Genomic DNA, 26,999 nt, shown 5'->3' on the forward strand with positions numbered 1-26,999 from the left:
AAATAGCTATTTCTTCCAAAAAAACCGATCTAAACAACGTCATTTCAGCTAGTTATCAATACCGTATTAAAAAGCGGATTAAAAATTAGTATATATTAAGTGGAAAATATTCGGAATTTGGCATTATTTCGCGCTACAAACGGCATACAGCGGCCTTGAAAAAGAAAATATGCAAATGTTGCGCAAACGTTTGATTTGCGAAAATATTGCAGGTCGAATCAACATAATTCAGTAAAAAAATCGCCGTTTTTATAGGCATTTCAATGTTAAATCCGCGATTTTCTTATCATTTTACTAAAAAAAAATTTTGTGGCGATGAGAAGCCAAATTATAAGGCCCTAAAAACGATGAAGTTCCCTTCCTGGTAATCCGATAAAATTTCCTAAGTTGATTAATGGCTAGTCAAATCGTGCCTGTATCATTAGCATTTAATTTGTTCAGATCCAAATGCTACCGAAAGTAGGTTTTGGCAGGCTGAACAGCTTGGTGTTTGATGGTAAAATACGCTAACTAATCGGGCGTAATACCTGATACGAAACGGGGTTTTATGCAAATAAGACCTGTAGTTTCCACGCAAACCTAGCGGCCTTTCAGCTTGTTTTCTAAATGGATCAGATAACTGAGATCAAATACAATGGAAAACAAAAACAGCCTTTTGCTAGAATAAACAATCACATATATGGAAGAATTAACAAAAACGATCAATGGTCGCCGAATTATGGTAACGGGCGGTACAACAGGCATTGGCCGCGAAACCGCGTTGCGGCTTGCCAAACTTGGTGCTAAGGTATTAGTCGCCGGCACATCGCAAGAGCATCTTGAGGAAACATTAGCGGCCTGGCAGCAGTTGGAAGGCACAGGAGAACTGAACGGTATAATCACCGACCTTTCTACAGAGGAAGGTATTGGCAAACTGTTTGAAGAAGCCGACGGAATTTTTCAAAACGGGCTCGATGTATTGGTCAATAATGCTGCGCTGGCTTACGGCTCGGTGTTAGAAGGCAGTTACACAGACTGGCAAAGGGTGCTCAACACCAACCTGCTGGCTTACATGGCCTGCTCGCGAATGGCAATCGACCGGATGAAAGATAACGGCGGAAATATTGTATCGATCGGGTCGATGAGCGCCGATGTAAGAGAGGCGCACAGTTCTGTTTATGTTGCTACCAAAGCCGGGCTACAAGGTTTTTGCGAAAGTTTGCGCAAGGAAGTCAGCGAACGCGGTGTACGCATTACCTTAATAGAACCAGGAGCGGTTGACACTGATATGCAGGCGCAAAGTACAGACGAGAAGCAACAAGCGGTAGAAAAACACGAGATGTTGAAAGCTGAAGACATTGCCCTGGCGGTATGTTATGCGCTTGAGCAAGATGAGCGATGTGATGTGGTAGAGATTCGTTTGCGGCCACGATTGCAACTGATCTGATTATAGCAAATTAAAATCGATGGAAAAAGAACAAGAAATGAAAGCTGCGTTAAAAACAGCAGAAGGAACTTTTGAAATGGAAAACGTTGACCGCCCAAAGCTGGAAAAAGGCGATTGGGTGGTTGCACGAATTCGCGTAGCCGGGATTTGCGGCACCGATCTGCGGCACTGGAAAAAAGCAGAACACGAGCTGACCTGCAAAATTATGGGCCATGAACTGGCGGGCGAAGTGGTTGAAGTAGGCCCCGAGGTAACTAACGTAAAACCAGGCGATAGGGTGGTGATTGAAACGCTACTGGGCGACGACACCTGCGAATGGTGCAACATTCAACAATATAACCTGTGCCCCAACCTGTACCCGGTCAGAATGCGCACCTTATCGCAGGCGTTTGCCGAATATGTGGCCGGGCCATGCCGTAAATTTTACAAGTTGCCCGATCATGTAAGTTTTGAAGAAGCCGCATTGCTCGATACTTTTTCGGTGGGCTTGCATGCCATTCATTTAAGTGGTATTAAGTTGAATGATAAAGTTGTAGTAATTGGTGCAGGTTGCATTGGCCTTGGGCAGTTGCAGCTGGCAAAGCTGAGCGGTGCCGATGTGCTCATTATCGATAAAGTAGATTCGGCGCTGCAATTGGCAACCGAACTCGGTGCCGATGAAGTGGTTAACCCAGAAAAAGACGATGTGCAACAAAAAGTAAAAGCCTTTACATTAGGTCGTGGTGCCGATATTGTGTTCGAATGCGCAGGCGGTGTTGCCATGCCTATGACCTTGCCCGAGGCGGTTGCCTGCGTACGCATTGGTGGCAAAGTGGTGGTAGTTGGGGGTTTCGAAAAGGAGCAGCAAATTTCGTTAGACTGGAGCCACATCCAAATGGCCGAAATTAAGCTCATTATGAGTGCCAGCTATTCGTATTGGGATATTTACCCCGAAATGCAAATTAGCCTCGACCTGCTGGCCAAAGGAAAAATGAACGCCAAAAAAATGATTACCCACAGTTTTCCGCTCGACCAGATTAACGAAGCTTTTGAAACTGCTCAGCAAAAGGAAAAGACACAAGCGATTTTTGTGGCTTTAACCATGTGAGAAACAGTTCCTTTATATTTGATCTGTTTGTACATGAGACTGTCTCAAAACGACAAAAACGGCCTTTCAGCATTTCGGCTAGTCCTTCGACTACTCGTTCCGACCTCTTGTTTAATCCAAACGTTGATCGGGAGAAGCTATGAAAGGCAATCTGAATCCATCGGTTTTAGTTTGGCGGGAACTTTACGCCAAAAGCATTCCTTTGCAAAAAGGCGAGTTTTGAGGCAGCCACTTTTTTTAACATTAGCCGTTATCAGACAAATTTCGAACATATCTTGACCTATGCGGGTAATGGGGCTTCGGGCAAGCTACCTTTTAATTTCTTTTCTGTTGCCCTGGCGCAAAGGGTTTGGCCGATTTTGAACCCGTTCCTTTTTTAGCTTGTCCCGGCGGAACTTTCCCGCTCTGGCCGGCAGTTCTGGTAGTGTAACAAGCGCTGGTTAGCAGCATTACCGATAAAGCCGCAATAAAATATATTCGTTTCATATTAATGGATGAGCCATAACTATGCCAATTGGAACAAACACCGATTTTAAAATAAAGTAAATACTCACAAGGCAATTTAATACGATAAACCGAGATAGAATTTTGGTTTCGTGCTACAAACCATTTTTATAATAAATTTATAAATGAATTACTCTGCATTTTAAATTAAGGCGGCCATTTCGCTTTGAAATGGACACTCGGCTTATTATTAGTAAGTTAGCATAGAAAAGAAAAGAGGCATACCAGAATGAAATCTGAATTATGCCTCTTTTGCCGTTTTGGTAGCCGTTACTGGGCAAATTTCGAATTTTTTCTTGGCTGATTTGCAGGAATTAGCGAAAGTTGCAAACTATTTTAAAATTTAAAGGGTGGTTACTAGACAATTTTCGAACTTTGATTAGTAAACAATGCTCGACAACCAGAAAATCAATCTTTCTGATACATGAAATATTATCTACAAAAAATATAATTTAATCCATTCGATTTTAACATGCATTGCTAAATATCGAAGTGATATTTTCATATGTCAATGCAACTAATTAATCACTATAGGGGGTATCGGCGATATGTCGACCTTTTATGATCACTGTGATGCAATCGTTAATTTCAAAAAAGTGATTAAAAATAAGGTCGAAGGCCAGTATCGTCAAAAAGCTGGATATGCCAAATTGCATTTTGTTTACTTTGAGCCCGACCTACGCAGTTTGTAAGTCATCTTTTAAAACTTTTCTCCAATAATGGGTAAAGATATGCGTCCTAAAATGTCTTGAGGTAATAGCCCTATTGCCCAATAACTTTCCTTAAAAGAAAACTCTTTCTCAAAGCAGTTATGTTTGTATTCCTTTTCCAAGAACTCCTCATAGTCTTGCATTATGCGCTCTTGCGCTTAAGACTTCTCCGCAGTCGGCAGAGATCCATCTGCCTTATCAATTTATTGAGGGGCATAGCAGGATGTCCAATCTTTTGATTGCTGATTTTCAGAAACTCTTTCTTGAAGAAAGCCATCAAGTTTATTTGAGATCATTAACGCCATAAAACTAAATTTAGATGGAAACCTAGTTTTGTAACAGGGTAACAATATAGCTATCTTTATAGTGTTAATTAATGTTATCTCTTTTAAGTCGAAGTATTATGAAGGATGAAAAGGATGCCCTTCCATTTGTTTTCAAAACCATTGCTGCAGAAGGTGAAAGTCGTTTACGAGGCTTAGACCAATTTGCAGATATCCTCGAAATCGCTTATGCACTATTTCAGGATAAAATTCTCATTGATGAAATCGGTGATCCTTTTGTTGGACTATTGGAGCAGAAATCGGTCTATGAGAACTTTAATCGGACTTTTCTTCTGCCATGGTATATTTATTGTATCTGATCATTAATCGGTTATACGGTTTCTCGCTAAGAAAAATACCGTTAAAGATAACCAGAAAGTACTTTCCGGATGGAAGCTTACAAGAGATCAATGAGGAATATCGTCAGTAAAATATTTAAGCGCTCTTATGGTCCAAAATATAATCCTTTCTAGAATAATTCAAATTAAAGATTGCAGTAATATATATAGGTAAGCTGATAACAGAAAAGACGATGATTTGCTTGATAGATTGGGGATGCCTTTAGTCTGGGCGGTATAGCGAAAAGAGAGCTTTCTTTGCGCTGGTTTGAACTTTGGGACCGAGAGAATTCTGACCAAAACCAAGCCTATGGTGATTTTCAGCAAATTAATTTATGTGATGACAATTAGGAAGAAATGTGTTGGATAATCCCCAGTAGAGTACGCCATTCTACAAATAAAACCAATGGTTTTTCCATTGCCAAAAAAGAAAATTCAAAAATTTCGAATAAATAAAATTCTCAACGGACAAGATAACAATTATAGGTCTAGCGGTTCAAATCCTACAAATCCCTTTGCTTTCAGGATTGCTGCGGTTTCCTCATTGAATTTTTTAACAGCTTCGGGATCAAAGTATCGTGTTTCAATGGAATTGCCGTTTTCCTGATAAGTAGCTCCCATACAGTAAAGACTGGAAAGGACATGTGGCTGATATGTACCTTTTAACAAGGCCAGGATGTCAAAAGCAAATTCTGAAAAATAAGTTTCAGAGTAGTTCAACAATAAGCTGAAATAAGAATCCTCTTTATATTTCAGGCATTTTGATGTGGACCAAAAGGCTAGCGAAGTGCTATTATTCGGTTCAACCGCAACATCTTCATTTCTAAAGAGTATTTTTCCACTGTCAAGTTTGTGTTCTGTTTCCGCACGGAGTATTATTCCGCCAAAGAATCTCCTGATCATTGTAGCATTCACCAATTCATCCAATGCAGCAAAATCCTTTTCATCTTCTTTTCGGAGTTCAAAAAATACCGTCGCACAGAAGAAATTAGCAGGAAGATAAAGTTTGCCGCGACTGTTTGCAGGATCGACACGTGCCAATAATGGTTTCAGCTTTGACAGCTGCTCGACTGCTTTCTTAGCTGATTGTTTATTAAATGAAGACTTTACTTCTATCACCGCTCGGACATATTCCACTGGGATTGCAAGTGATCTTCCCTGGCCAGAGGAATCGGGATTGTCCTCAACCCATAGCACCGGTGATTCCAACCGGTCGTATATGATCACATCATAGTGCACCATGTGCTCGGAACTTGAAATGCCGGGCGAGATGATAAAGCCAGATGTAACACCATACCGTTTCGGTAAAAATTCGCTCAGCCATTTCCTAAATTCAGCTTCTGCGACCAGGCCATGTCTCGTTTTTACATGGCTGTTACTGCCTTGTTCTTTCGCTATATCATAGGCGGCAAGCATTCTCGTCTTAGCGGTAAGGAATTGTTTCCAGCCTTGGCTTGGTGTCTGTACCCGAAGTGGGGAGCCATTGGTATTCATTTGATTTGCGTAGTTTTATGGTATTAATATACAACTAGTTTTTCCATTGATAAAATCTATGGAACACATTTCCGCTAACGGACGAGCCGGAGTTTATCATCAATTCTTTCTGCCGTAATCCATGAAGATTCCGAGAAGCTTTTTAACTCAGGAAATTCGTTAAACTCGTCAGCGCCTATATAATCCTTCACAAGCAAATCAGAAACATATAGAGGAAAACTAACACTGTCTGCTCCGCAGGTAAATAGTGCAAGTAAACCTTTTTCATAGATTGATGGGGTAACTATGCTCTCACTATTCTTATAATCCTGGGGGTGGAGATAGAATCCGAGAAAGTTCCTTGCCTCCATTTTATCGTAGAGTATAAATTTACTATCGTGTAAAAGCGACATTATGCAAAGTAAAATATCGCTACTACGACTTTTAATGGCTTTTATATATTTCTGGTCTATCGAAAAGGATTTTATAACTACAGTTAGAGTTGCTGCTATTTCATTGTTGAAGGTTTCTAAATCGAATACGGAAGTATAGTGGATAACACCTCGAATAACCTTCTGGATTTGGTCGATTTTACGTTCAATATTAGCCATTAAGATTTCTGAACTTGACCTATGTTCTTCAAATGTTTTTCTTTCCTCATCACTTAAGTTCTCCAGTTCACTAATTTTTTTATTAAGCGACCTAGTTTTCAAGGTACTCAGGTAGTGAAATCCTCCTTGCTTATGATAATGACGATCAAAAAGTTCTTTCACCTCGGCTTTTGTGAAATTTGTGTACTTTATTAAATGGGCTTCTGGAATATCTTCCAGTCCGTCCGAGTAAAGAATATGGAATAGTTTCGACTCTATTCTATAGATCGAAATTCCACCCAAAAGAAAGTCACTTAGCTCGTCCTCAGTTTTAATCTTTTCCATCAACGCTTTTGCATCTGCACCCTTCATTTGAGAATCCATCAGCCTCAGTTTGGCATACCTATTATTAACCTGTTTGTGAAACATGCCTTGATTTCTGTCACTATGGGCAACAAAATGTGCAAGCTCCTTTATAAGACCATTGGATTTTATATGTTCACGAGATATTATGAGAAGTGATCTCAGGGTCTCCTCATCGAAAGAGTCATCTGCAATTTTATTGAGACACTTTGTAATTGCCTGTTTTGTTTTGACTGACATTTTATGGTTCTGAAGTTAGTTCCGCTTTTGGTTCAGTGAAGCATTAGCTTCAATCAAATTACGCAAGAATTTTTTAAAGTATTTGATATTCTCGCTGGTTTCTGATAGCAATAAGGAACGTGATGTTTTTATCTTATTTAATCATAATTTAGCTTACTCTAATATAAAACAGACTAAAGATGAGTATACTACAGGTCCCGTTCATAACATTTTATAGTGCAACAGTAGCTACTATTAGTTTAATCCTTGCTGGAACACTGGCTATATTAAAATTTAAGGAATACTGGCGAGACAATCGTGGCATTGCAACTAATTCAGCCTGGACGGGAGATATAAATGGTACAGATTACATTTATCTCACTAACTTATCCTCAATTCCAATCCTAATAAATCACTGGGAATTAGAGTGGCATGAAACTAGGTTTCTAATTGGTAAGACAATATCTCCAATTCATCTGCATAGTGATGAGGATCTACATTTAACTCTTGAGCCGAGAAAACGTAAATCGCTGCCTTTTGAAGAACAATACCGTTTTAATTGGCCACCTAAAAATAAACCTAAAGCCAAGCTCTACATTCGACTTTTTATGACTGGAAGAAAAAAAAACCTAGTATTAAAAGTGGCATAGCTTTTCAATGAACGATATGGATTTCAGTTTTTTTAATTTAAAAATATTTTGTCAATTAATTTCTAAAATAACACATGGATAACTTTACCGGGCATATAAATTCAGGACAGCCGCGTGCCGACAGAGATAGACTGGAGAGTCCGCTGGAAGAACAGTTTATTCAAAGTTTGGAAAAGTACCTTAATCCTCGGTCCGAAATAATACCACAATTTGAACTAGAAACCATACTAGGGAGATTTAGACTTGATTTTGTCATAGAATTAGATGGATATAGAATTGGTTTTGAATGCGATGGAAAAGCATATCACGATGCCTTTAGAGATGAATGGAGGGATGCACTCATCCTCCATACCAAGCAGATCGACACTATTTATCGCTTTAGAGGAAAAGATATTTTTTCTTTTTTAGATGATTGTATCTATGTTATCTACAAACATGATCCCTTTATTTTCAACGACCGTTACCAACATCACTGTGATGTGCTTGCCACTGCAAGTACCATTAACTATTTCATTACAGATGAAGCCAACTTCCGAAATCACGAAGATACGTTCATCGGGATAGAATTATTTGATGATAATGGCAAAAAACGTGGAGAAATGGAATTGCAGACTATTAGAAGGAGTCAAAATAGTGATGGACACTGGAAAGACTTGATAAATATAACCTTGGCAAACCCGGGCCTTTCACTAGATGAGCTTATTGCATCAAGAAAAGTCAATTTCTGATCTTTTTACTTTGGAAGTGAGTTTGTGTGATAAAACTTCTCAATTGAGTTGACTAACTTTACCTCTTACCTACAATCCAAATATAAGATCATTAAATCAACCTCTCATGAACCATGTTGAAAAGTACAAGAAACTTCTTGAGGACATCTTCAATAAAGACATAGACCTAAAGCCGACATCAATTACAAATAATTGTATTGGGGCGCTTGCAAGTTCTCAAAATTCAAATTTCCGTAAGAATTTTATCGAACGTCTGGAAAGATTGCGAGACTATTATCAAAATAAGCATTCCATTATTGAGGAAATAATATTCTCGGCAAAGAACATTGGCGAAAGCCAGGGTTACAAATGGTCTGGAAAATACTCGGAGCTTGTTGCCCTCGATTTTTGGACTTCGTTTGAAGATATTCCCTCTGTAACTTATGTTGTTAAGGAAAATACAGATACATTTCATGATAGCATAGCCAGAAAAATTGGGCAGCAAGTTATTGACCTTGACCTGGGAATAGAATTAGCACACAAGACCATATATACTGATGTGAAATCATTCATTCCAATCCATGATGAACTTACTGACCTTATAATTAAAAAGGTTGAGAACAAAGTAAATATTGGTAAATTTCTAGTAGGCGTTGACGATGTGTTTGATGTAGATTATCTAAGAGTAAGCAAAGATCTGAAATCAGAAATCAAAGGCGGCTTGATATCAAAACTACAAGAAACAATTGAGCAGGGTAAGGGCTATCTAAGCTATCAACTAAAAAGTGGTAAAAATATTAAATTCACTATATCCTATCCTAAAAGCAACCGACGAAATATTGTACTTCAAACCATAAGAGAATATGACCCCTACAAACTTGCCGAAGACTATAAATACAAAATATTAGATTATTATAACAAATTACTCATCACAAGACCATCCCTTATCACCTGGGTAATTAACCCTTGGTTTAATAAAGAACTAAATAATGGAGTGGGCGATTTTGAAATGGCTTTCATGAGATCATTGGCAAGACGAATATTTATGGATCTTTCAAAGGATGATTCAATGATGAGCAATTATTTTGAGGACTTTGAGGGAACTCACGATATTTCAGTTGCTGAAATATCCAAACTAATAACCGGCATCATTTTTATCTATGACAACTCAATATTAGGTAATATAGATACGCTCTATGATTCTTGTATTTTCCTTAATCCAAATGCTTCAAATGAGGTTTTAACCGACAGGGATTTTGGAACATTATCTTTTGGACCATCTAGATATAGGGTCTACATAGATGATTTTCAACACGACTGCTATTAGCCTGGAGCGTGTAATCATTTTAAAAAACCATGTATCCATTCGATACCAATGTCCAACTATTGCAAAGTGAAAATGGTTACGTTCTAAGCCCTTTTTAGTATTTAATTCAATATATAATAAACCAACTTAATAAATTATGGAAGGAGTTAAGCTTTTTTTGCCAATTGGAATTGATGATTATCAGAAAGATCCTTGGCCTGTATTAACAAATGCAAAAGCTGACGTTGAACGCTTAGGCAGCATATTGTGTGAAAAATATGGCTTTAATTTACTCGATGACTATGTCTTTGACGAAAAGGCAACGCTGGAACTTATTCATGAAGAATTTGATAAGGCAACGAAGAGTTGTTACGAAGTTGATGAGCTTATAATATATTATGCTGGCCATGGTAATGAATCTCCAAGTGGCACTGGGCACTGGATCCCAGTCGATGGTGATGATAAACGCTATCGCTGGATTTCAAATGCAGCGATCATTGACCATATCAAAGAAATAAAAGCAAAACATATCCTTTTGATTTCTGATAGTTGCTATTCTGGAACATTTGTACTAAAACAGTTGAAGCTATCCGGAATTAATTTGACGATGGAAGAATTAACCGAAAAGCGTTCGCGTGTTATATTAACTTCTGGAGAAGTAAAAACTGTCTCTGATGGTATCGCAGGATTAGGTACGCCTTTTAACAAATCGTTATGTGAAATTCTGCTCAAAAATACGAGACCGGAACTTCGATTATCGAAATTGATTGACAGCGTTGTTAGAACTACAAGCGTCCGCAGTAAACAAATTCCACAGGCCTGTGAACTTGATTGCGAGGACAATGATGGAGGGGAAATGATTTTTCGTTTGGTTGATAAAGATATTAGGCCAGAGATTGCTCCAGAGAAATTCCCATTGCCACCTATGCCCGACAAGGAACGATTGATCCCCAGAACATATACCAATAACGAAGATAAAGATTCTATAGCCGAACTACTTTTTGAATTGAAAAATAGCAAAATTGCTTTAAGCGAGATTCTGGAGCATGAAAAGCTGCTTGTACTACTTGGAGCTGCCGGTTCAGGTAAGTCGATAGAAGCACTGAGACAGGCATATGAGTTTCAAGATGGTGAATTTTTGAACCCAATTTTCAAACGTCTTAACAGTTATTCTGGTGGAGCAATACAGAGTTTTGTAGAGCTGGATTTCAGTGATACTGATTCCTCAAGAATGGTGGTGTTTTTGGATGGCTTAGATGAAATTCATCCGGATTTCTTTCAGGAGGCGACAGATGAAATAATAAAGCTCTCCAAAGATCAACCCTTATTGTCAATAGTAGTGACCTGCCGGACTAATTTTTATGAAATCGCAAAAGAGAATACTCAAGGAACCTTACCTGGTTTTGTCTGTTACCATATCGATGACATAAACCTTAACGATATATTGTTATTCTGTAATGACGTCCTGCATATAAATGGTGACGATTTTCTTAACCAAGCTCGGCAAAACCTCTTTAGTGACTTGCTTACGAGACCTTTTTTCCTGAATATATTACTTGGACACTATCTCCAGCATGGTAATCTTTCTGTAAGCAGGATAGATATCCTTGAGCTGGAGATTTCGAAATCCCTTGCTTACAAGGCCGAAAGTTCTGAGCCGGAACAAATAGAGCATAAGGAGAAGGTATTTATCTTCTTGGAAAAAATATCCTTCGCTATGGAAATGATTGGTAGAAACTTTCTCAGCACGGACGAGCTTCGGGATATATTTCCGAATGACAGCGATTTTGAATTCTGTCAGAGTCTATCAGTTTTTTCTCTCCGTTCCGATACTAACCAATGGTCTTTCGACCACAATAATATACAAGAATACTTCGCTGCAAGAGTATTGGCAAAATTACCTTTTGAAAAATTATTGGAGGTAACCACACTTAAAATCGGGGAAAATTCCTCGTTAAGACCTAGTTGGATAAATACTATATCTTTCTATGTATCAATTGCTAAAAAAGAACAGGTGGATGAGCTTATTAATTGGCTTGTAGAGCATGATGTTGAGGTTATAATAAAATTCGAGCCTGAACGCTTAACAGAAGAATTAAAATTTAAAGTTTTTAAACAGATTTTCGATTTTTACAATGACCGTAATATTTGGTTAAGTTCCAACAAATTCTCTGACGAAGAACTCTCAAGATTTGCACACAACCAGGAAAGTCTTGGCTATTTACTTAACAAACTTGATGATCCAAACAGCAGCAAAATCACCATCTATAATACCCTTCATGTGCTCATTAATTTCGATCTCACTTTGATTGCGGGATCTGAAGAGAAATTAAGGGAAATTTTAATTAATAGAATTGAAAAAATCGACAATGATGACACCGCAATGATACATTCGCTCATTGGAACTCTTAGTCACCTGAAACTTGCGGATGAGAAAACTTTAGAACATTTTGTTGCTAAGTTTGGGAAAAGCAGAAACCAATACCTTAGGTCGGCACTATACAGACTGCTTTATTATACCGGCACTGCTGGTGAACATTTGGATATCATTTTTGACGGACTGGGTTTAGAAAGAATGGAAGAAGGTGATAACGACCGAGAAGAAATTAATCTTGGCGACGAGTCATTCAACCTCAGACTAGCCATTGAGAGCATAAATGATCCACAACAACTTCAGGAATTTATCGAAAGAATAACGAGTGATAACTTTAAACGCTTGAAATTAACCTATGACCATCGCGAAATTTATCCAAAGCTAGTTCAGAATGCCATTGAAGCATTCTCGAAAAACGGGAAGCTTTTCGATGCAATGTTAGGGCTTTACATTGCTTTACAGGGTGATCATAATAAAACTATACTTGAAGATATCTCAATTTTTTTCATAGAAACTGATACTAAACGTGACCTGATTTTATACTTGTGGAAGAAAGCAGATCGTAGCGAATTTGGATGGACAGATCTTCTGACCACAATTCTTAATGAAGAAACTGTTCATATGATGATAGATTTTTACAAGTCAAAAGACATTGGCAATGATGACATCAAGGCTTTTCATGAAATCCTATACAGGAATGAATATGCATATCCAGGGCTACTTGAATTATTCGAACATTTGTTCAAGGAACGAACTTCAGTTGAGTTAATCAGGCCTCAGCCTTCTAAATGGCCTGCTATAGAAGATCAACGTAAGAAAGAAGATTTTTTGGCATTATTTTCTGAAGAAAAAATCCTACAAGGTGTAAATAAGGTATTCGACCAGATTGGAGATGAGGTGATTAGAAAAGATCAGCTTATATCATTATGGACAGCTAATTATTATGATGAGGAAAAAAGCGTAAGTCAGGTTGCTTTTAATATTATTCGCGAAAAAATACACTATTTCGAAACTGCAAATCGAGGGGATGTTATTAATTGGGTGAAAAATCCAGAAGAGTTTTCTCACTTTCAGATCAAGCACATTCATCGATTTCTACAACAGGACAGCAGTCTTAACTTAGATGAGCAGCAGTTCGATTTCATTAAAAAATGGTGCTCTGAAATTGGTGACGATCCTAATTTGCTATGGTACTTTTTTACGGTAAGCAAAATCCCATTGGACGAGGACCAATTGCTTAGGCTGACTAAATTTGTTAACCACAATCGTGATACAAAAATTACCGCACTTGGTTCATTGGAAATCATCGCCCAGCATATTGATAAAGCTAAGCTCATTGATCAGCTTATCCTAAATCTAAATGATGGTGAGCTTGGGCTTGCAAGCTGGTCAAACAATGCCGCATATGTACTGAGAGCAGAAATTAAAGAAGCTTATCCACTTATAGCAAAAAAACTAATGGATGCTAATCGGGATTTTGTAAACGATAAGGAATTGCTTAAATTTTGGTTTGAAAAGACTCAGAATAGCCAAGATATGCGTGAGATTATTGAAGGTACAAAATCTATGGATTTGAAATGGAAAGGTATCAAGATTTTAATGGCAAACCCTGAGGAACACCAATTCCTAAAGGATTTGTTGAATAATTTTTTACTTAGGGACGATGTTCAGTTAGCAGATAAACAAGAGGCCGCAAATTTCTTAATACAGTTGGATGAGATTTCCGGTTTCAATTTTCTTGCTGATTATATGCTGGAAAAAAAAGATCCTAGTATTGATACGCGATTCGGATATAGAAATTTTGATATTCTGAACTCTGTTGAGGCTATTGGAAAACTTTATAGCTTACTTCACCTAGCAAAACAACCAGAATTTAAGCGAGATATCTTTAATGATTTAGAGTCGAGGGTTTTGGCGGCTTTCGTGAGCATTGGTATTCAGTCTGAGGAAAATGCCACCATTGTGATCAATGCATTGAACGAGTTTATAAATCAATATGGTGATGAATTTTCCAATCTGAATTTTCTACACTATCAGATATCAAGAATTCAGGAACAGTTGAAGTTAAATTCGTCAACAAGTTTAAGCCTAAAGGATGCTATTAATATATATGAAAACCTCTAATCATGAATTTTATGGATACTTTGTGCCGTCCTGAATTTACTTGTCGTTTTTGAGTTTTTTCTAAACTCTACGGTATTTGTTTATTCCAAGGCACCAGTATATGGACGAGCTTTGTTTAAATGATCTTTTACACTTTCCTGAAGTTGTAAAACAAGTGCTCCGCTTACATTTTTTTGTTTATTCTTGTCTACATATGTTTTGATTATCCCGTCTAAGGCAAGTGAAAATTGGTAATCTTTCTTCTCCAGATTGATATGTTGATGGAGGTAAAGTGTTGAAAAAAGTAAAAGTATTTTGTGCTTTTTTTTATTTTCCGACTTTTTAAACTCATTAAAGAAGACATTTGGTCTAATTGCTGAGAGCGAAGCAACATCAAAAGGTTGTTGTATCTTTTCAATCATACTTCCATAAAATCTGTCAAAATCTTTTACGAAATCTAACTCGATCTGCTTGTTAGTTATTTTTTGAAATTTTGAAAGTGTTTGATCATTTACCTCTATCGCTTTTTTCCTGATTTTATTGGATGGCTCGGCATATTCTCCCTCGCTTGCATAAGATAGATGTCTTTTGAGCATCGGATCATAAGCTTGCCGATTTTTATTGCTTATCAGCACTTTCTCAAATCTGCTTGCTAACTTTTCTATATTTAGATTCAGAATATTTCCATCCCTAATAATAAAGTAAAATACAGTGGTAAAGTCACGATTCAAATAGTCTCCTGATAAGGCATATTTCCACATTTTTCGCACTTCAGTTTTCACAATATTGTCGTGCAAATCCAAATAATCTCTTGCAGCCAGTATGTTATAGGTTTTGTATGCATCAGAAATGTTTTCATTTACGATATGAAATTTTTGTTTTAATTCTTCGACTAGCAAGTTTTTATCAAAGATATCTCCGCCAGTTAAGTAGCTGTAGATGCTTTGATAAAAGTAAAAGTCGTCTTGGGGGAAATAGTCATCAAGAATTTCTTCCCCAATATGCTCTGCTTTCTCCTTGCCATCTGCATACATTTTTCGAATCAGGTACTGTGAAGTATCATTTAGTTTTCGATTTTCATGAAAATCCAAACGACCTCTTTTGAATTCAATTGCAATGCATAATGAAAATTTAAGCAAGCTGTCGAGTATATCATCAATCCTGTTATTGAGTTCTTTATTTTCACATCCCGATTGAACGAAATGGCAAACGTCATAAAAATAGACCGCAAAATATTTGAGAGTACGGTAATTGATATGGAGCTGATTTTCTTTCCTCAAGAAATCATGGATAATATTTTTATGATCCCTTAAGAAAGTTAAATAGGCGTTATCTAAAGCCAATGATTCTATAATTGCACTAAAGGTTTCCTCAAAATTCTGTTGGAAATGGATTGTTGTACCAACAACTTTCTCTTTCACAATGTTGAATTTTTCTTGGTCTAACTTCTTCTCGTCGGTGACGATGATTACCCTAACGCCATTTTCTGTAAGCCCATTGATATATCCCAGTAGCTGGTTTTCAGATAAAAACTGAGTTCCTGATCTTTCAAGATCGTCAAAGCATATTACCACATTACTTAAATCGAGTTCCTCTTTTTTAATTGTCTTCAGTTCTTTTCCAGCCTTTTCAATTGCCTCAATGCCCGAATCAAATATGCCTTGTCCAAATAACTTGGTTACGTCGATAGATTTTACGATAGCTTTAAAAATAGGAGATCCCGCTTTTATGTATTTATTTTCCACCAATGGATAAAGTTCTGCCATTAATCTGTCCTTAACATCGTCAATGGAGTTTATACCAAATAAGGAAATTATAAATCCTCTGTAACTCGTTTCTTCTTGGAGCTTTGGAAAAAAAGTAGATTTGATATAATGTGTTTTACCAGACCCCCAGCTGCCTGTCAGAAGAACGGCTAGATTGGATTCCTTATATACATAATCCCTAAGTTGGGCACCAATACGATCTTCAGGAGTTGTGATTTTTTGTGACATGTTCAAATAGCATTCAGCGTTATTATTTGGTTTTATTACCAGAGGTGACTTGACAAGAATTAGCCTCAAGAAAACTCTCAAAGCTAATTACTTCAATTTTGTTGATATTATTTGGGTAAGTGAGTTTAAAGAAGATGTATTTGTCATTGAAATACTCAATTTCACTTTTCTTAATCCCTGGGTTACTTTGTTTTATTTTACATGTGACATATTCTAGGTTTCTAAAGCTTGATGGCATTAAAAAAGAATTGTGAAAAATGTGGAGGAAATAAATGCTAAAATAAATTAAAACGATAACCGCTATAGCTATAATGATGCGTAAAACATTTTGGACATTGTGTTTTGCAAAGAATGCATGACTGCCTGTGGCCTGCAAGAAAAGTACTTTAATGCCTTTTAACACGACAAAAATAAATATGCTGTAATAAGTGAAATCCATCAGATAAGATATAGTTAGTGTCTGGGTATCTATAACAGTCTTTACCTTTGGATATGCAAAATAATAGAGGAAGGCGGAGATCAAGGTTAAGCTTACAATGAGTTTTATAGAACTAATCTTTCTGCTTTCTTCAAATACTGGCTCTGATTCCTCCTGATCAATATTTTCTAAAGTAATCCGTTTCCTGATGATAAAGCCAGCCAATTCCTTGTCATATATTTGGATAGCAGCCATCGTGCCCATCCAAAGTAATACATAACAAACCAATAAACCATCAGATACAAGTTGAGATACAGAAAAAAAACGAATGTATGGTGTGCCCAGTGCTCCAAGTTCGAAAATCTGCCAGATTCCGCCAATCAGGGTAGGTAATAATACAATGGTGCCGATATGTTTTTGCAGCCACTCATAAAAAGATTTAAAACGTAGAGAGAACGCCATAATAATGAATTGTTTTGGTTGCAGTTAATTTATATAATGATTTTAATTTCTGTAAATGCCTAGCCTTTTTAATATGATGACGAGTTGGGTAATTTCATGCTGGCTTGCTTTGATGGTGGGGTTGCGGCCAGTCATTTTATGGATGGTGATGCCATCACTTGATTTTTGTGCCCGGATGATGTTTTCGAGTTTGATGGTATAGTTTTTTTCCAGCCCGATAACGAAGATTCTTTTATGGGTGAGGTAAAGGGTGCCGCTGTCGATCAGTTTATCATAGGTGCCGCCATATTTGGAGCGGTTGGAACGAGGCTCGTAAAATTGTATGCGGTTGATGACCAGGTAGCAGGTTTCGCTTTTCTGGATTTCAAAGATGTTCTCAATGGCGGTCAGTTCTTCGTTTTCCAGTGACCAGTATTGCCTGAAGTCTTTGAGTTGTTGCCTGGTTTCAGGGTTTTGCTCAGGGTTGATATTAAGGCTTTTGGCCTTTTGTTTAAATGCGGCTTCTTCCTGTGGGGACACGCGCTGATCGGCGACCATTTTATGGAAATAATCGAGCAGGTGCTGGCTTCTGACTTCCTTGGATATCGCTTTTTCGGTTTCTTCGGGCAGTTTCAGGTGATACTGAATGTCTTTGAGGTAGTCTTCCGATGCGGTGGTAAATTCTTCGTTATTTAGCGTTTTGATAAAGCATTTTCTATAGGTGAGCTTTCCGATTTCCAGGCGGAAATATTCGGTGGTTTTTTCATTTAGCCGCAGGGCGGTGGCGAGTTGTTTCAGTTTTGCTGATTCCTGTTCGCTCATTTTAAAGTTGGTTAAATAATAATTAAGTGCCACCGCATAAAATTCTTCCAGGTTCAGGCCGAACCTATCACTTAGCGACAAATCATATCTGGCTTCGATGTTTTCCAGGATTTCAGGGCTGATGCTTTCAATACCGCCATTGGCGATAAGGTTATTGAGTTCAATAAGTGCGTTTTCTTCGGGGTTTTGGCGGAAGATGCTTTGCAGAAAACTTGGTTTCTTTAAGGCTACGGTTTGAAAGGGCGCTATCATAGGCTTAATATTTTCGGTATTCTTCGTAAACGGGATCATTCCAATTGCAGACACCGCCATGCCATGAGCAGGCGCCACGTCCTTTGGCACTGGAGGTGCTGCCGTCGCAGCAGCGGGTAACGTAATAGGAAATGCGCCGCTTTAAGGGGTTTACTTTATTGTAAAGGGTGGACGCGGATTCGTAGCCGAGGTCTTTGGAATGGTTCAGGTCAGCCACGGCTTCTCTGACTTTGCCGAGCTTATAATAGCAATAGGCCCTTTGATAGTATGCTTCAGGGTTGGCTTTGTCAAAGGAAATGAGTGTGGCATATTCATTTAATGCTTTTTTATACTGTTTGGCTTTGAAGTAACGGCTGGCAGCAGTATTGATGACCCTGCGTTCCAGATTGGCATAACGAACGTTTTCGCTGTCGGTGAGCAGGAAACGGGAAGCTTTTCTGAGCTGTAGTTTGGCCGCTTCGGTATCGTTCTGGGCGCTTTCAGCGGCCTGGATAAAAATGTTGAGGCTGTCTTTTCTCAGCTGTTCTTTCTTTGTGGCCAGTTCCCGGGCTTGTTGTTCCTGCTGCACTTTGATCCGGGCAATGCGGTCGGTTTCTTTGTCGACTGCTTTATAATGGATGGTCAGCGGAATGAGTAAAGCAATAAAAGCGACATAGGTTCCCATGAGTATGGATGGGGTCAGCTTGAAAATGAGTTTTCGCTCCATCCATTTTTTGCCGTACGGAAAAGAGATGAAGGAAAGAAATCCCAGCAGGATAAACAGCATGGGATGACGGATAAAATAAAAGGCTAGGACTAAAAACAATGCGCCCGCTATGGAAAATGCAAGTTTATGTTTTTCTTGCTTGATTTTTCCCTTTCCTTGTTTTGGTTTAAAGTAATCAGGGAGTGCCTTGGACTTTTCTGGGATGAGTTTTGGAAGGTATTTCATAGCCCTTTTAGCTTAGTTAAAGGGGTTGAAGAAGTGTGTTGTAAATCCAGAATAGAGTTTGGGCAAAATAATATTGAGCATAAGATGAGCGTAGTTTAGTTTAGCAATAAAAATATACAAATTAAATTTCAATCCAAAGGTCGGTGCTTGTGAATTTTTTTTAGTGTTAGATTTCAAAAACAGTCCAGCCTATTTCGGGCCAAACTTTGCGCAAAATCTATTGCCGGCTGGATACCTAAATTGTCCCTTTCCCACGGAACAAAAACAGGCATCGACCTCAAATTTTCTTCCATCAGTTAACATCCTCAATAATCCTGTACGATGACGATAACTAAAACTTTTTAAAAGGTCAACAAAGGATAATCCTGAAAACATAGGTAAGTAGGCCTCAAAGGAAACTCTAGAACGCTCAAATTTCAACTAACGTCTCCAATCACATCAAGAATATTTAAACCTCTAAGTCCTTTATTGGATTAAACTTATAAAATTGTGCGAAATTTCTGAGAGAAGAAATAGTGAGTACAGTTTACTCAGAAACTGCCCATTACTATGGAACAAAAATAGGTGTTAAATTATCAATCGAATTTTCAAAAATGAATATTCTTGGCTTTTAATCGTTAAATAGAAGTACTTAAATTTCTTACGCTATGGAATCGGCAAACCTGTATATCCGTGTAAGCACGGATGAGCAAAAACGAAAAGGTTATTCATTGCCTGAACAAGAGGATCAGTTATTGAAATATTGCACTCATAACAACATCCGGGTTAAGGGAATATTTAGCGAGGATTACTCAGCGAAGAATTTCAATCGTCCGGAATGGAAGAAGTTAATCGCTGAGGTTAAGAAAAGTTTAAAGACTAAAGAAAATAATATCCTTTTTGTTAAATGGGATCGTTTTAGCCGAAACATCGAATATGCTTATGAAATGATCGGTTTGTTGCGGAAATATAACACTAATGCAATGGCTATTGATCAACCAATTGATTTCTCTGTTCCTGAAAGCACAGTAATGCTTGCAGTTTATCTTTCCATTCCAGAAGCTGAAAACACAAGAAGAGCATTGAATACCATAAATGGTCTTCGAAGGGCAAAACAATTAGGACGTTATCCAAATAAAGCACCGATAGGATACATGAACCTTACATCTTTAGATGGCAGGAAGTATATTTCACCGAAACAGCCTGAAGCAGGAATATTGACTTGGGTTTATCAGTTATTGGCCACAAATTCCTATAAACTTGAAGAAGCTAGAATGATGGCAAAGGCGAAAGGACTAAGTTGCTCTAGATCTTACTTTTGGAGACTGTTGCAAAATCCTGTTTATTGCGGACTCGTAAGATTATCATCCAATCTTAATAACACTGAGCTAGTCAAAGGAATTCATGAGCCTATTGTATCTGAACATATTTTCTATCAGGTTCAAAATGTTATTCGTACGAAAAGAAAGGTACTTTGTAAGACAGATGAACTCAAGAAGGTTTTCTTCTTGAAAGGATATTTAAGATGTCCTGTCTGTAAAAACAAACTACGCGGTAGTTTTTCTAAAGGCTATAATAAGAAGTATGGGTATTACCATTGTTCAGGTAAATGCAAAATAAGGGTAAGAGCGGATGTCTTAAATGATAGTTATGTCCAAGAGTTGCAAAAAATTAGGCTTTCCACACACACAACGGAATTATTTGCACTCGTGTTAGAAGACTTTAATATTGGAACGAAGAAGATTAAGTATTCAACAGAGCGAAAAAAGCTAACTAAACAGATTGATGAACAAGAACAATTGCTTTCTAAAACCAGAAAGCTATTTGTGCCAGATCTACTAAAGTTTGATGATTTTATCTCACTAAAGAACGAAGTTAAGGCTGTTTTGGGAAGTCTTAATGAGGAATTGAGAGTATTGAACACTAAACTTGCATGTCTGAGCCAACAGATTAAATTCGCGGATCGATCGCATTTGGATATTTTTAGAAGTTTTGATGACCTGGATTTGGGGGATAAAAAGCACTTGCTTGGCTTGTTCCCTATCAAAGAAATTGATGTAGCAAATGGTAGCGTATTGCTGTCTACTAATAGTGCTATTTGCAAGTTACTATGCAGAAAGAAAAATATTTATGTTGCCGATATTGACTACATATTGCCCCATACCACCAATTTTTTAGATCGAAAGGTAAATTCATATCGAGCGATTAGTGTTCTAGCCAAACACGGCATTCAAATCGATGAAAAAGAAGCTGCTATGATTCTAAACTTGATGTACATTGTTGCAACCACTTACAGTCTCTTAAATAGATCTCCAAAGCCATATATCCTTAAGGAAAAATCGAACGGCAAAATAATGCTTTGATGGTATACTAAAGTGTCTTTTTAGTCTAGAAGATAAATTAGTCCAAAGAAATTTTATAAAAAATCGAACTGTTCTTGGTGAGGTGGTAATGCTTTGACTAACAATTTTTTATGGGTATAAAAAAAGGAAACAACTCATGTGTGTTGTTTCCTTAAGTACCTTACTGGACAAATTTCGAACTTTTTCCTGCCTGATTTACAGGAATTGACGAAAGTGGCAAACTATTTTAAACATTAAAATAAGGTTCGTTTAGTGAGACGAAATTTTTATATAGAATTTTTGGCCTATCAAAAAAACCATGGTTTGTGATAAGGAGATGCCGCTGGCCAATTTTTCGGTGGTCTTATGTATCTTTAAAGCGTTAGATGTTAATTCCATGTCACTAAAAAGCCTTAAAAATGAATGATGCTGATATAAAGCGAATATCGAGGCTTACTGCGATTATTACACAACTACAGAGCAAACGATTGTTGACCGCTGGTGAGCTTGCCGATAGGTTTGATGTAAGTGTCAGAACTATTTATCGTGATATAAAAGCATTGGGACAAGCAGATATTCCTATTATTAAAGAGGAGGGTAAAGGTTACAGCCTAATGGAAGGATACCGGGTTCCACCTATAATGTTCACAGAAAATGAAGCCAACGCTTTAATCACTGCAGAACATATGCTATTAAAAGGCACTGATACTTCACTAAGTAGAGAATACGAGGCAGCGATCAGTAAAATAAAGGCGGTACTACAACATTTAACAAAAGAAAAAGTAGACCTGCTATCTAATAGAATAGCGATTAGCCCAGCAATTCTTCATAGCTATCAAAGTAGTTCACTGACATTGATTCAAAATGCGCTCACTTCTTTTAGTCTGCTCGAAATCACATATCGATCAAATCATAAAGGGGAGCTTACTCAACGGGAGATTGAGCCATTTGCGCTGTATTACAGCTTAAAAGAGAGTTGGCTATTGATTGCTTTTTGCAGGTTAAGAAAAGATTTTAGAATGTTCAGCCTAGAGGGAATTGTAAAAATTAATAAACTTAATTCAAGTTTTCAACCACATAAACTAACTCTTGCAGAATATTTAGACGAAAAGAAAAAAAAGTTTGATACCCCTGACACACTGTTGTCTTAACCCTAATTTATCTTTGTAACGGCAAAGGCCAATAAACAATAATACAAAAATTAAGAATATGAATTTAATTTCAATTAGAATTATTACTGAAGATGTGAAAGGGCTGGTTAGTTTTTATGAGCAATTGACAGGGATGCCAGCAATACATTATACTGATGATTTTGCAGAGCTGAAAACCAGGTCAGCAACATTGGCGATAGGAAGTACAAGAACATTACAGTTTTTCGGAGGTGCCGAAGTTGCAAAAGCTGCACAAAATAGAACCGCAATCATAGAATTTATGGTTGAGGATGTAGATAGTGAATATCAAAGGCTCGCCGACTCTCTTCAACCTTACATTGTGCAAGTGCCAAAAATAATGCCCTGGGGAAATAAATCCCTATTGTTTCGTGACCCGGATGGTAACCTTGTAAATTTTTTCAGTCCCATTTCTCCGGAGGCAATTAAAAAATTCAAGAATTAATGCCCATATACCACTACATTATCAAAATGCAATAGGGTTGAAACACTATTATGGTCTGGAACCAACAAAATATTCACTTCGTGAGTCATTTTTTTATTTGCCGTATGGTGTATATAAACTTACAGCTGAAAGAAAAATACACAGTAGGGGATCGATACCTTCGTATATTGAGACAAATATTTATTATATTCTCATAGAGAAATATCTAAACGCTTTCTCTTTTTATCTATAGAACTAAAACCTCTTTTTTAGACTTTTTTATATTGATGGTAATAGTACCAAAAATTAAGGAGTGTAGCAGCTGATAGGAAAAAAACATAATAATTTTCTTTCAGTACATATTATTATAATTGATATGATAAACAACAGTGAATTCAATATAAGAAAAAACAACTTCATAATGGCTTTATTTTTTGGCTGCTATTAGTTAATATTTTGATTTTAATTTGTAAACATTTAGATATCTATTGAGGTGCATAAATAGAATTAACCAAATCGATTATCAATAACGAAGATGCTATGTTGTTTTGCGAACGAAAGTTTCTGTTGATTTGCGCATAATTAGCTTGCTGGGATTTTTATTCTTTTTAACTTGAGTGCTCTAATAGGTTTTAGCTAACGCATAGTTTATGTTCGTTTTTTGAGACGAAAAATATAATTACAAATTGCTCAATCTATCACAAATCCACTGTTTTTTGATAACAATCAGAACTGTCGACAATGGTAACTGCAATTAAAATCCTTGCTTTAATATTGTTTATTATAAATTTTACTCAAAACATTATGCAGAAGAAGTCGAATACAATATTAAGCGGATGGCATCATGAAAGTAAAACATGTCTCATGTAGACCGGAACTCGCGGTTAATGTTCCATTATGTGCTATGGCTATTTGTGAAGCGATATATAGACCAAGTCCTAAGCCCTGCTGGCTGGGTGACGTTGCCTCTCTGGTGAAAGGCTCGAACAAATCCTTTAGCGTGTTTTCCGGTATCGGACTTCCACCATTCGAAATCTTCAATATAAATTTACCGTTTTCGAGCTTAGCAATGATAGTTACCGGATCACTAGCTGCACCATGGGTAATGGCGTTGGCCAGCAGGTTTGATAAAAGTTGAGAAATGCGATTACCATCACACAGGATATTATCTTCTATCTGAAAATCAGTAATCACATCCCGGGCGGGAAATTTTATGGTCAGTTCCTCCACGATATGTCGTAGTATTGGCTCAAGTAACACCTCTTTTCTTTCAAGAGAAATTCCCGCACCCATACGCACTCTCGCGAAGTCCATTACGTTTGTGATAAGTTCCTCCATACGCGAGGTACTTCTTTCAATAGTCGCCAAGATTGATTTTTCCCGGTCAGATTGTGCAGAACGTTTCAAAAGGGAAGTGCCAGATTTTATTGCCCCAAGCGGATTTCGAAGATCGTGACCCAGTACAGCAATAAACTGTTCCCTTAATGTAGCAAACTCACGCTCCTCTTTCAGAGTGTTTTCACCAGAATAGATAGAATGGCGCAAATTTTCCTCATATAGGTTTCTTTCCGTCGCGCGGTAAAAGTTCATGCGCATGAAACTTATTTTGCCATCGACGCTTTTCCTTTCATATGCATTCATTAATACTTTAAGCTTACTTCCATCCAAAGCCAATAACTCAACGGAAACCTCTTCAAATGCCCCATTTAATTTCAATAGGGGTAAAAGGTGGGTTTCATAGAACATTCTGCTTCCTACTGTTAAGAATGATGAAACACGTTTTCCAAGGACTTCCTCCATTTCACACCCAAGCCATTCAAGCATCTTGGAATTAGCACTCCTTATTCTTCCGTTTTGATCTGTGGAGAAGTATCCGGATAAAGAATTTTCAAGAAAATCCTCGTAATCATGCTCATTTGATATTAAATCCATGTGAGGTGTCTGGCTTAGTTATTAAGAAAATTCAGAATCGCAGCTGTGGTTTCCTTGGGGGCACTCATGTGTGGACAATGACCGGTTGCTTCAAGAATAACAAGATGGCTATTATCCATCTGCTCATGCATATACTGACCAACTTCAACAGGAGCTATTATGTCATCAGAGCATTGCAGTATCAGGGATGGGGTTTTGCACTGCGGTAACAAAGCTCTGCTGTCCGTGAGAAAGGTTACCCTAGCAAATTGCCTGGCGATCGTTGGGTCTGTACTGCAAAAACTATTGGTAAGTTCCTCGCCAAGTTCAGCCCTATCTGAATTTGCCATTATGAGCGGGGCCATGGTCATTGACCATCCGAGGTGGTTTTCGTCAAGGGACTGCAAGAGTTCTTCTATTTCCATCCGGCTGAAGCCTCCGATATAATCTCTATCATTAATATATGAGGGAGAGGGGGAAACCAGAATTAAGGATTTAAATAGTGTCGGCTCTTTTTCTGCCGCCATGATTCCCATCATAGCACTTACTGAATGTCCAACAAAGATTACCTCTTTTAATTCCAGGGTATTGGCTATATTTATAATATCTTCGACATAGCCGTTTATATCTTGGTACTTCACCGGGTCATAAGCGTTAAGATCAGACTGTCCAGCGCCAACATGATCAAATAAGATTAGTTGATGTGTTTCTTCAAACGCTTTGGTTATAAATCTCCACATGTTCTGGTCACAACCAAATCCATGGGCGAACATCATTGTCGATGTCCCTTTACCTCTTATATTAACGTTGTTTGTTTTGAATATACTCATTTACGGCTTGACGGCTATATTAAACAGCAGAATATGAGTTATACTCCGGGTTAACATAGAAAGCAGTAAAATTACGATTTATTCATTATAATATGTAGTTCTATTAATTTGATGTTTTACGCTTTTAATGCGCTGTTTATAATCCGGTTACAATTCGTTAAATTAACAAGAATAAATTGATTTCTTGTTTTTTGAAATTAGTATGTTTCATAAATTATTTGCGATATTGTATCATGGATATCTCAGAGATCTTGATTGAACAATATAAAGAATTTTGTATAGATACAGTTGCTATTTTTTTAGATAGACTTGATAAGTTCGAACCGGGTTCCATTTTTGAAATGGAATCCCACCTTGCACTATTCACCGCCAGTCTCGAAGGATTAAGACTATGCTTTTCTCAAGAGACTGAAAGAATTTTGATTTTGGCCAATCACATGACTGTTATTAAAATAAAGATGCTGAAGTACAGCATCGGTCTAATTACACAAAGATTCTTGCAATGTTTTATTTTAGATAAAGGTTGTAGCGCTCCAATACTAATTTAAAATCAATATTCACTACTTATCAATTACAAACGATACCTGAAATCATTATTCCCTCATTTTGTGAGATAATTTTTCTCTTTGCCGTAATTGGTGCAATTAAATTTACAGCTGAAAGAAAGATATACTGTGAGGGATGAATACTTTCGTTTTGTGAGACTAATTTAAAGGCGAATCTGAATACCTATCAAAAATTCACCGTTTTTTGATAAGTTTGAATAGGTGTAACATTAGCAGAAATATTGATTTTTTATAAATTAAATTCAATCGTTAAATAATAATTTTACATTATGCTTTACTAACCATTCCCTTAATAATCCGAATTACAAAATAATAAACTCCATTATGACTAATACCACCTTAACACAAAAAGTTGTTAACCTGTTTCTTCAGTCTCTAAGCCAACGAGATTTAAAAAATCTGATTCAAATGTTTGCAGAAGACATTGATTGGAATATCCCCGGAGATAAAGATTTAGCACCTTGGTTAGGGAAACGTAGCAGTCGGGATGAAGTTGAAGAATTCTATGAATTGCTTTGGAAAAATACAGTACCAAAATCTGCGAAAGTCAACAATATCATGGTGAACAATAGCACGGCAATTGTATCAGGTGAGTTTTCCACTATAATGCTCAAAACAAATAAGGTTGTTGACTCAATGTTTTTTATAGAAATTAGTGTTGAAAATAGTTTAATCGTGAAATACAGGCTTTTAGAAGACAGTTATGCCGTTTCATTATCATTAAAAGAAGATCAACGATAACACATA

The 26,999-nt window shown here is 37.3% G+C and carries 21 protein-coding genes; 12 read left to right on the forward strand and 9 right to left on the reverse strand.

What is annotated here, in order from left to right; all coding sequences use genetic code 11:
* Positions 1-679: 679 nt before the first annotated feature.
* The gene (locus IZT61_RS17720; protein WP_196098358.1) at positions 680-1,426 is read left to right on the forward strand and encodes an SDR family oxidoreductase; all 747 of its coding nucleotides are present in this window, start codon (positions 680-682) and stop codon (positions 1,424-1,426) included.
* A gap of 19 nt (positions 1,427-1,445) precedes the next feature.
* Positions 1,446-2,513 (forward strand): zinc-dependent alcohol dehydrogenase, encoded by a 1,068-nt coding sequence (locus tag IZT61_RS17725; RefSeq protein WP_230383750.1) that lies wholly within the window; start codon positions 1,446-1,448, stop codon positions 2,511-2,513.
* Between the two features lie 315 nt (positions 2,514-2,828).
* On the opposite strand, the gene IZT61_RS17730 is transcribed toward IZT61_RS17725, so the two are convergent.
* The gene (locus IZT61_RS17730; RefSeq protein ID WP_196098359.1) at positions 2,829-2,999 is read right to left on the reverse strand and encodes a hypothetical protein; all 171 of its coding nucleotides are present in this window, start codon (positions 2,997-2,999) and stop codon (positions 2,829-2,831) included.
* Positions 3,000-4,130: 1,131 nt separating this feature from the next.
* Here IZT61_RS17730 and IZT61_RS17735 point away from each other — a divergent pair.
* Positions 4,131-4,370 carry a hypothetical protein gene (locus IZT61_RS17735; protein ID WP_196098360.1) on the forward strand — a complete coding sequence of 80 codons (240 nt, stop codon included), beginning with the start codon at positions 4,131-4,133 and terminating at the stop codon, positions 4,368-4,370.
* Positions 4,371-4,868: 498 nt separating this feature from the next.
* Here IZT61_RS17735 and IZT61_RS17740 read toward each other — a convergent pair whose 3' ends face one another.
* Together IZT61_RS17740 and IZT61_RS17745 are read right to left on the reverse strand one after the other, a co-directional pair.
* On the reverse strand, positions 4,869-5,882 hold the full coding sequence (locus IZT61_RS17740) for a DUF6602 domain-containing protein (protein WP_196098361.1): 1,014 nt from the start codon (positions 5,880-5,882) through the stop codon (positions 4,869-4,871).
* A gap of 74 nt (positions 5,883-5,956) precedes the next feature.
* The gene (locus tag IZT61_RS17745; RefSeq protein ID WP_196098362.1) at positions 5,957-7,054 is read right to left on the reverse strand and encodes a hypothetical protein; all 1,098 of its coding nucleotides are present in this window, start codon (positions 7,052-7,054) and stop codon (positions 5,957-5,959) included.
* Between the two features lie 179 nt (positions 7,055-7,233).
* On the opposite strand from IZT61_RS17745, the gene IZT61_RS17750 reads away from it, so the two are divergent.
* From IZT61_RS17750 to IZT61_RS17765, 4 genes are all read left to right on the forward strand, one after another.
* Positions 7,234-7,683 (forward strand): hypothetical protein, encoded by a 450-nt coding sequence (locus tag IZT61_RS17750; RefSeq protein ID WP_196098363.1) that lies wholly within the window; start codon positions 7,234-7,236, stop codon positions 7,681-7,683.
* Positions 7,684-7,757: 74 nt separating this feature from the next.
* Positions 7,758-8,411, forward strand: a complete 654-nt coding sequence (locus IZT61_RS17755) for a hypothetical protein (RefSeq protein WP_196098364.1) — start codon at positions 7,758-7,760, stop codon at positions 8,409-8,411.
* Positions 8,412-8,517: 106 nt separating this feature from the next.
* Positions 8,518-9,717: a hypothetical protein gene (locus IZT61_RS17760; RefSeq protein ID WP_196098365.1), complete on the forward strand. Its 1,200-nt coding sequence runs from the start codon at positions 8,518-8,520 to the stop codon at positions 9,715-9,717.
* Positions 9,718-9,853: 136 nt separating this feature from the next.
* Positions 9,854-14,194, forward strand: coding sequence for a caspase family protein (locus IZT61_RS17765; RefSeq protein ID WP_196098366.1), 4,341 nt, complete (start codon positions 9,854-9,856; stop codon positions 14,192-14,194).
* Positions 14,195-14,274: 80 nt separating this feature from the next.
* Here IZT61_RS17765 and IZT61_RS17770 read toward each other — a convergent pair whose 3' ends face one another.
* The 4 genes from IZT61_RS17770 to IZT61_RS17785 are packed head-to-tail and all read right to left on the reverse strand — an operon-like array spanning position 14,275 to position 19,031.
* Positions 14,275-16,167: a P-loop NTPase fold protein gene (locus IZT61_RS17770; RefSeq protein ID WP_196098367.1), complete on the reverse strand. Its 1,893-nt coding sequence runs from the start codon at positions 16,165-16,167 to the stop codon at positions 14,275-14,277.
* Positions 16,168-16,189: 22 nt separating this feature from the next.
* Positions 16,190-17,047, reverse strand: coding sequence for a hypothetical protein (locus tag IZT61_RS17775; protein ID WP_196098368.1), 858 nt, complete (start codon positions 17,045-17,047; stop codon positions 16,190-16,192).
* Positions 17,048-17,089: 42 nt separating this feature from the next.
* Positions 17,090-18,100 carry a hypothetical protein gene (locus tag IZT61_RS17780; RefSeq protein ID WP_196098369.1) on the reverse strand — a complete coding sequence of 337 codons (1,011 nt, stop codon included), beginning with the start codon at positions 18,098-18,100 and terminating at the stop codon, positions 17,090-17,092.
* A gap of 4 nt (positions 18,101-18,104) precedes the next feature.
* Positions 18,105-19,031 (reverse strand): tetratricopeptide repeat protein, encoded by a 927-nt coding sequence (locus IZT61_RS17785; RefSeq protein ID WP_196098370.1) that lies wholly within the window; start codon positions 19,029-19,031, stop codon positions 18,105-18,107.
* Between the two features lie 647 nt (positions 19,032-19,678).
* Between IZT61_RS17785 and IZT61_RS17790 the strand changes: the two genes are divergently transcribed.
* From IZT61_RS17790 to IZT61_RS17800, 3 genes are all read left to right on the forward strand, one after another.
* Complete coding sequence (locus IZT61_RS17790) at positions 19,679-21,373, forward strand: recombinase family protein (protein ID WP_196098371.1); 1,695 nt, start codon at positions 19,679-19,681, stop codon at positions 21,371-21,373.
* A 398-nt stretch (positions 21,374-21,771) separates the two neighbouring features.
* A complete protein-coding gene (locus IZT61_RS17795) occupies positions 21,772-22,503 on the forward strand; it encodes a helix-turn-helix transcriptional regulator (protein ID WP_196098372.1) in 732 nt (243 codons plus the stop codon).
* Between the two features lie 58 nt (positions 22,504-22,561).
* A complete protein-coding gene (locus tag IZT61_RS17800; protein WP_196098373.1) occupies positions 22,562-22,966 on the forward strand; it encodes a VOC family protein in 405 nt (134 codons plus the stop codon).
* A gap of 807 nt (positions 22,967-23,773) precedes the next feature.
* On the opposite strand, the gene IZT61_RS17805 is transcribed toward IZT61_RS17800, so the two are convergent.
* Together IZT61_RS17805 and IZT61_RS17810 are read right to left on the reverse strand one after the other, a co-directional pair.
* The gene (locus IZT61_RS17805; RefSeq protein ID WP_196098374.1) at positions 23,774-24,877 is read right to left on the reverse strand and encodes a PAS domain-containing sensor histidine kinase; all 1,104 of its coding nucleotides are present in this window, start codon (positions 24,875-24,877) and stop codon (positions 23,774-23,776) included.
* Between the two features lie 14 nt (positions 24,878-24,891).
* The gene (locus IZT61_RS17810; RefSeq protein WP_196098375.1) at positions 24,892-25,686 is read right to left on the reverse strand and encodes an alpha/beta fold hydrolase; all 795 of its coding nucleotides are present in this window, start codon (positions 25,684-25,686) and stop codon (positions 24,892-24,894) included.
* Positions 25,687-25,919: 233 nt separating this feature from the next.
* Here IZT61_RS17810 and IZT61_RS17815 point away from each other — a divergent pair, with 233 nt between their 5' ends.
* Both IZT61_RS17815 and IZT61_RS17820 read left to right on the forward strand, forming a co-directional pair.
* Positions 25,920-26,234, forward strand: coding sequence for a hypothetical protein (locus tag IZT61_RS17815; protein WP_196098376.1), 315 nt, complete (start codon positions 25,920-25,922; stop codon positions 26,232-26,234).
* A gap of 342 nt (positions 26,235-26,576) precedes the next feature.
* Positions 26,577-26,993: a nuclear transport factor 2 family protein gene (locus tag IZT61_RS17820; protein ID WP_196098377.1), complete on the forward strand. Its 417-nt coding sequence runs from the start codon at positions 26,577-26,579 to the stop codon at positions 26,991-26,993.
* Positions 26,994-26,999: the final 6 nt, after the last annotated feature.

Origin of the sequence: Pedobacter endophyticus (assembly GCF_015679185.1) — a bacterium.
In the GTDB taxonomy this organism is placed as follows: domain Bacteria; phylum Bacteroidota; class Bacteroidia; order Sphingobacteriales; family Sphingobacteriaceae; genus Pedobacter; species Pedobacter endophyticus.

Excerpts from the sequence above, each read along its gene's own strand:
- IZT61_RS17730 (WP_196098359.1), bottom strand. The coding sequence starts at position 2,999 with ATGAAACGAATATATTTTATTGCGGCTTTATCGGTAATGCTGCTAACC.
- IZT61_RS17800 (WP_196098373.1), top strand. The coding sequence starts at position 22,562 with ATGAATTTAATTTCAATTAGAATTATTACTGAAGATGTGAAAGGGCTG.
- IZT61_RS17765 (WP_196098366.1), top strand. The coding sequence starts at position 9,854 with ATGGAAGGAGTTAAGCTTTTTTTGCCAATTGGAATTGATGATTATCAG.
- IZT61_RS17735 (WP_196098360.1), top strand. The coding sequence starts at position 4,131 with ATGAAGGATGAAAAGGATGCCCTTCCATTTGTTTTCAAAACCATTGCT.
- IZT61_RS17775 (WP_196098368.1), bottom strand. The coding sequence starts at position 17,047 with ATGGCGTTCTCTCTACGTTTTAAATCTTTTTATGAGTGGCTGCAAAAA.
- IZT61_RS17750 (WP_196098363.1), top strand. The coding sequence starts at position 7,234 with ATGAGTATACTACAGGTCCCGTTCATAACATTTTATAGTGCAACAGTA.
- IZT61_RS17820 (WP_196098377.1), top strand. The coding sequence starts at position 26,577 with ATGACTAATACCACCTTAACACAAAAAGTTGTTAACCTGTTTCTTCAG.
- IZT61_RS17740 (WP_196098361.1), bottom strand. The coding sequence starts at position 5,882 with ATGAATACCAATGGCTCCCCACTTCGGGTACAGACACCAAGCCAAGGC.
- IZT61_RS17745 (WP_196098362.1), bottom strand. The coding sequence starts at position 7,054 with ATGTCAGTCAAAACAAAACAGGCAATTACAAAGTGTCTCAATAAAATT.
- IZT61_RS17815 (WP_196098376.1), top strand. The coding sequence starts at position 25,920 with ATGGATATCTCAGAGATCTTGATTGAACAATATAAAGAATTTTGTATA.
- IZT61_RS17720 (WP_196098358.1), top strand. The coding sequence starts at position 680 with ATGGAAGAATTAACAAAAACGATCAATGGTCGCCGAATTATGGTAACG.
- IZT61_RS17785 (WP_196098370.1), bottom strand. The coding sequence starts at position 19,031 with ATGAAATACCTTCCAAAACTCATCCCAGAAAAGTCCAAGGCACTCCCT.
- IZT61_RS17790 (WP_196098371.1), top strand. The coding sequence starts at position 19,679 with ATGGAATCGGCAAACCTGTATATCCGTGTAAGCACGGATGAGCAAAAA.
- IZT61_RS17760 (WP_196098365.1), top strand. The coding sequence starts at position 8,518 with ATGAACCATGTTGAAAAGTACAAGAAACTTCTTGAGGACATCTTCAAT.
- IZT61_RS17770 (WP_196098367.1), bottom strand. The coding sequence starts at position 16,167 with ATGTCACAAAAAATCACAACTCCTGAAGATCGTATTGGTGCCCAACTT.
- IZT61_RS17805 (WP_196098374.1), bottom strand. The coding sequence starts at position 24,877 with ATGGATTTAATATCAAATGAGCATGATTACGAGGATTTTCTTGAAAAT.
- IZT61_RS17725 (WP_230383750.1), top strand. The coding sequence starts at position 1,446 with ATGGAAAAAGAACAAGAAATGAAAGCTGCGTTAAAAACAGCAGAAGGA.
- IZT61_RS17795 (WP_196098372.1), top strand. The coding sequence starts at position 21,772 with ATGAATGATGCTGATATAAAGCGAATATCGAGGCTTACTGCGATTATT.
- IZT61_RS17755 (WP_196098364.1), top strand. The coding sequence starts at position 7,758 with ATGGATAACTTTACCGGGCATATAAATTCAGGACAGCCGCGTGCCGAC.
- IZT61_RS17780 (WP_196098369.1), bottom strand. The coding sequence starts at position 18,100 with ATGATAGCGCCCTTTCAAACCGTAGCCTTAAAGAAACCAAGTTTTCTG.
- IZT61_RS17810 (WP_196098375.1), bottom strand. The coding sequence starts at position 25,686 with ATGAGTATATTCAAAACAAACAACGTTAATATAAGAGGTAAAGGGACA.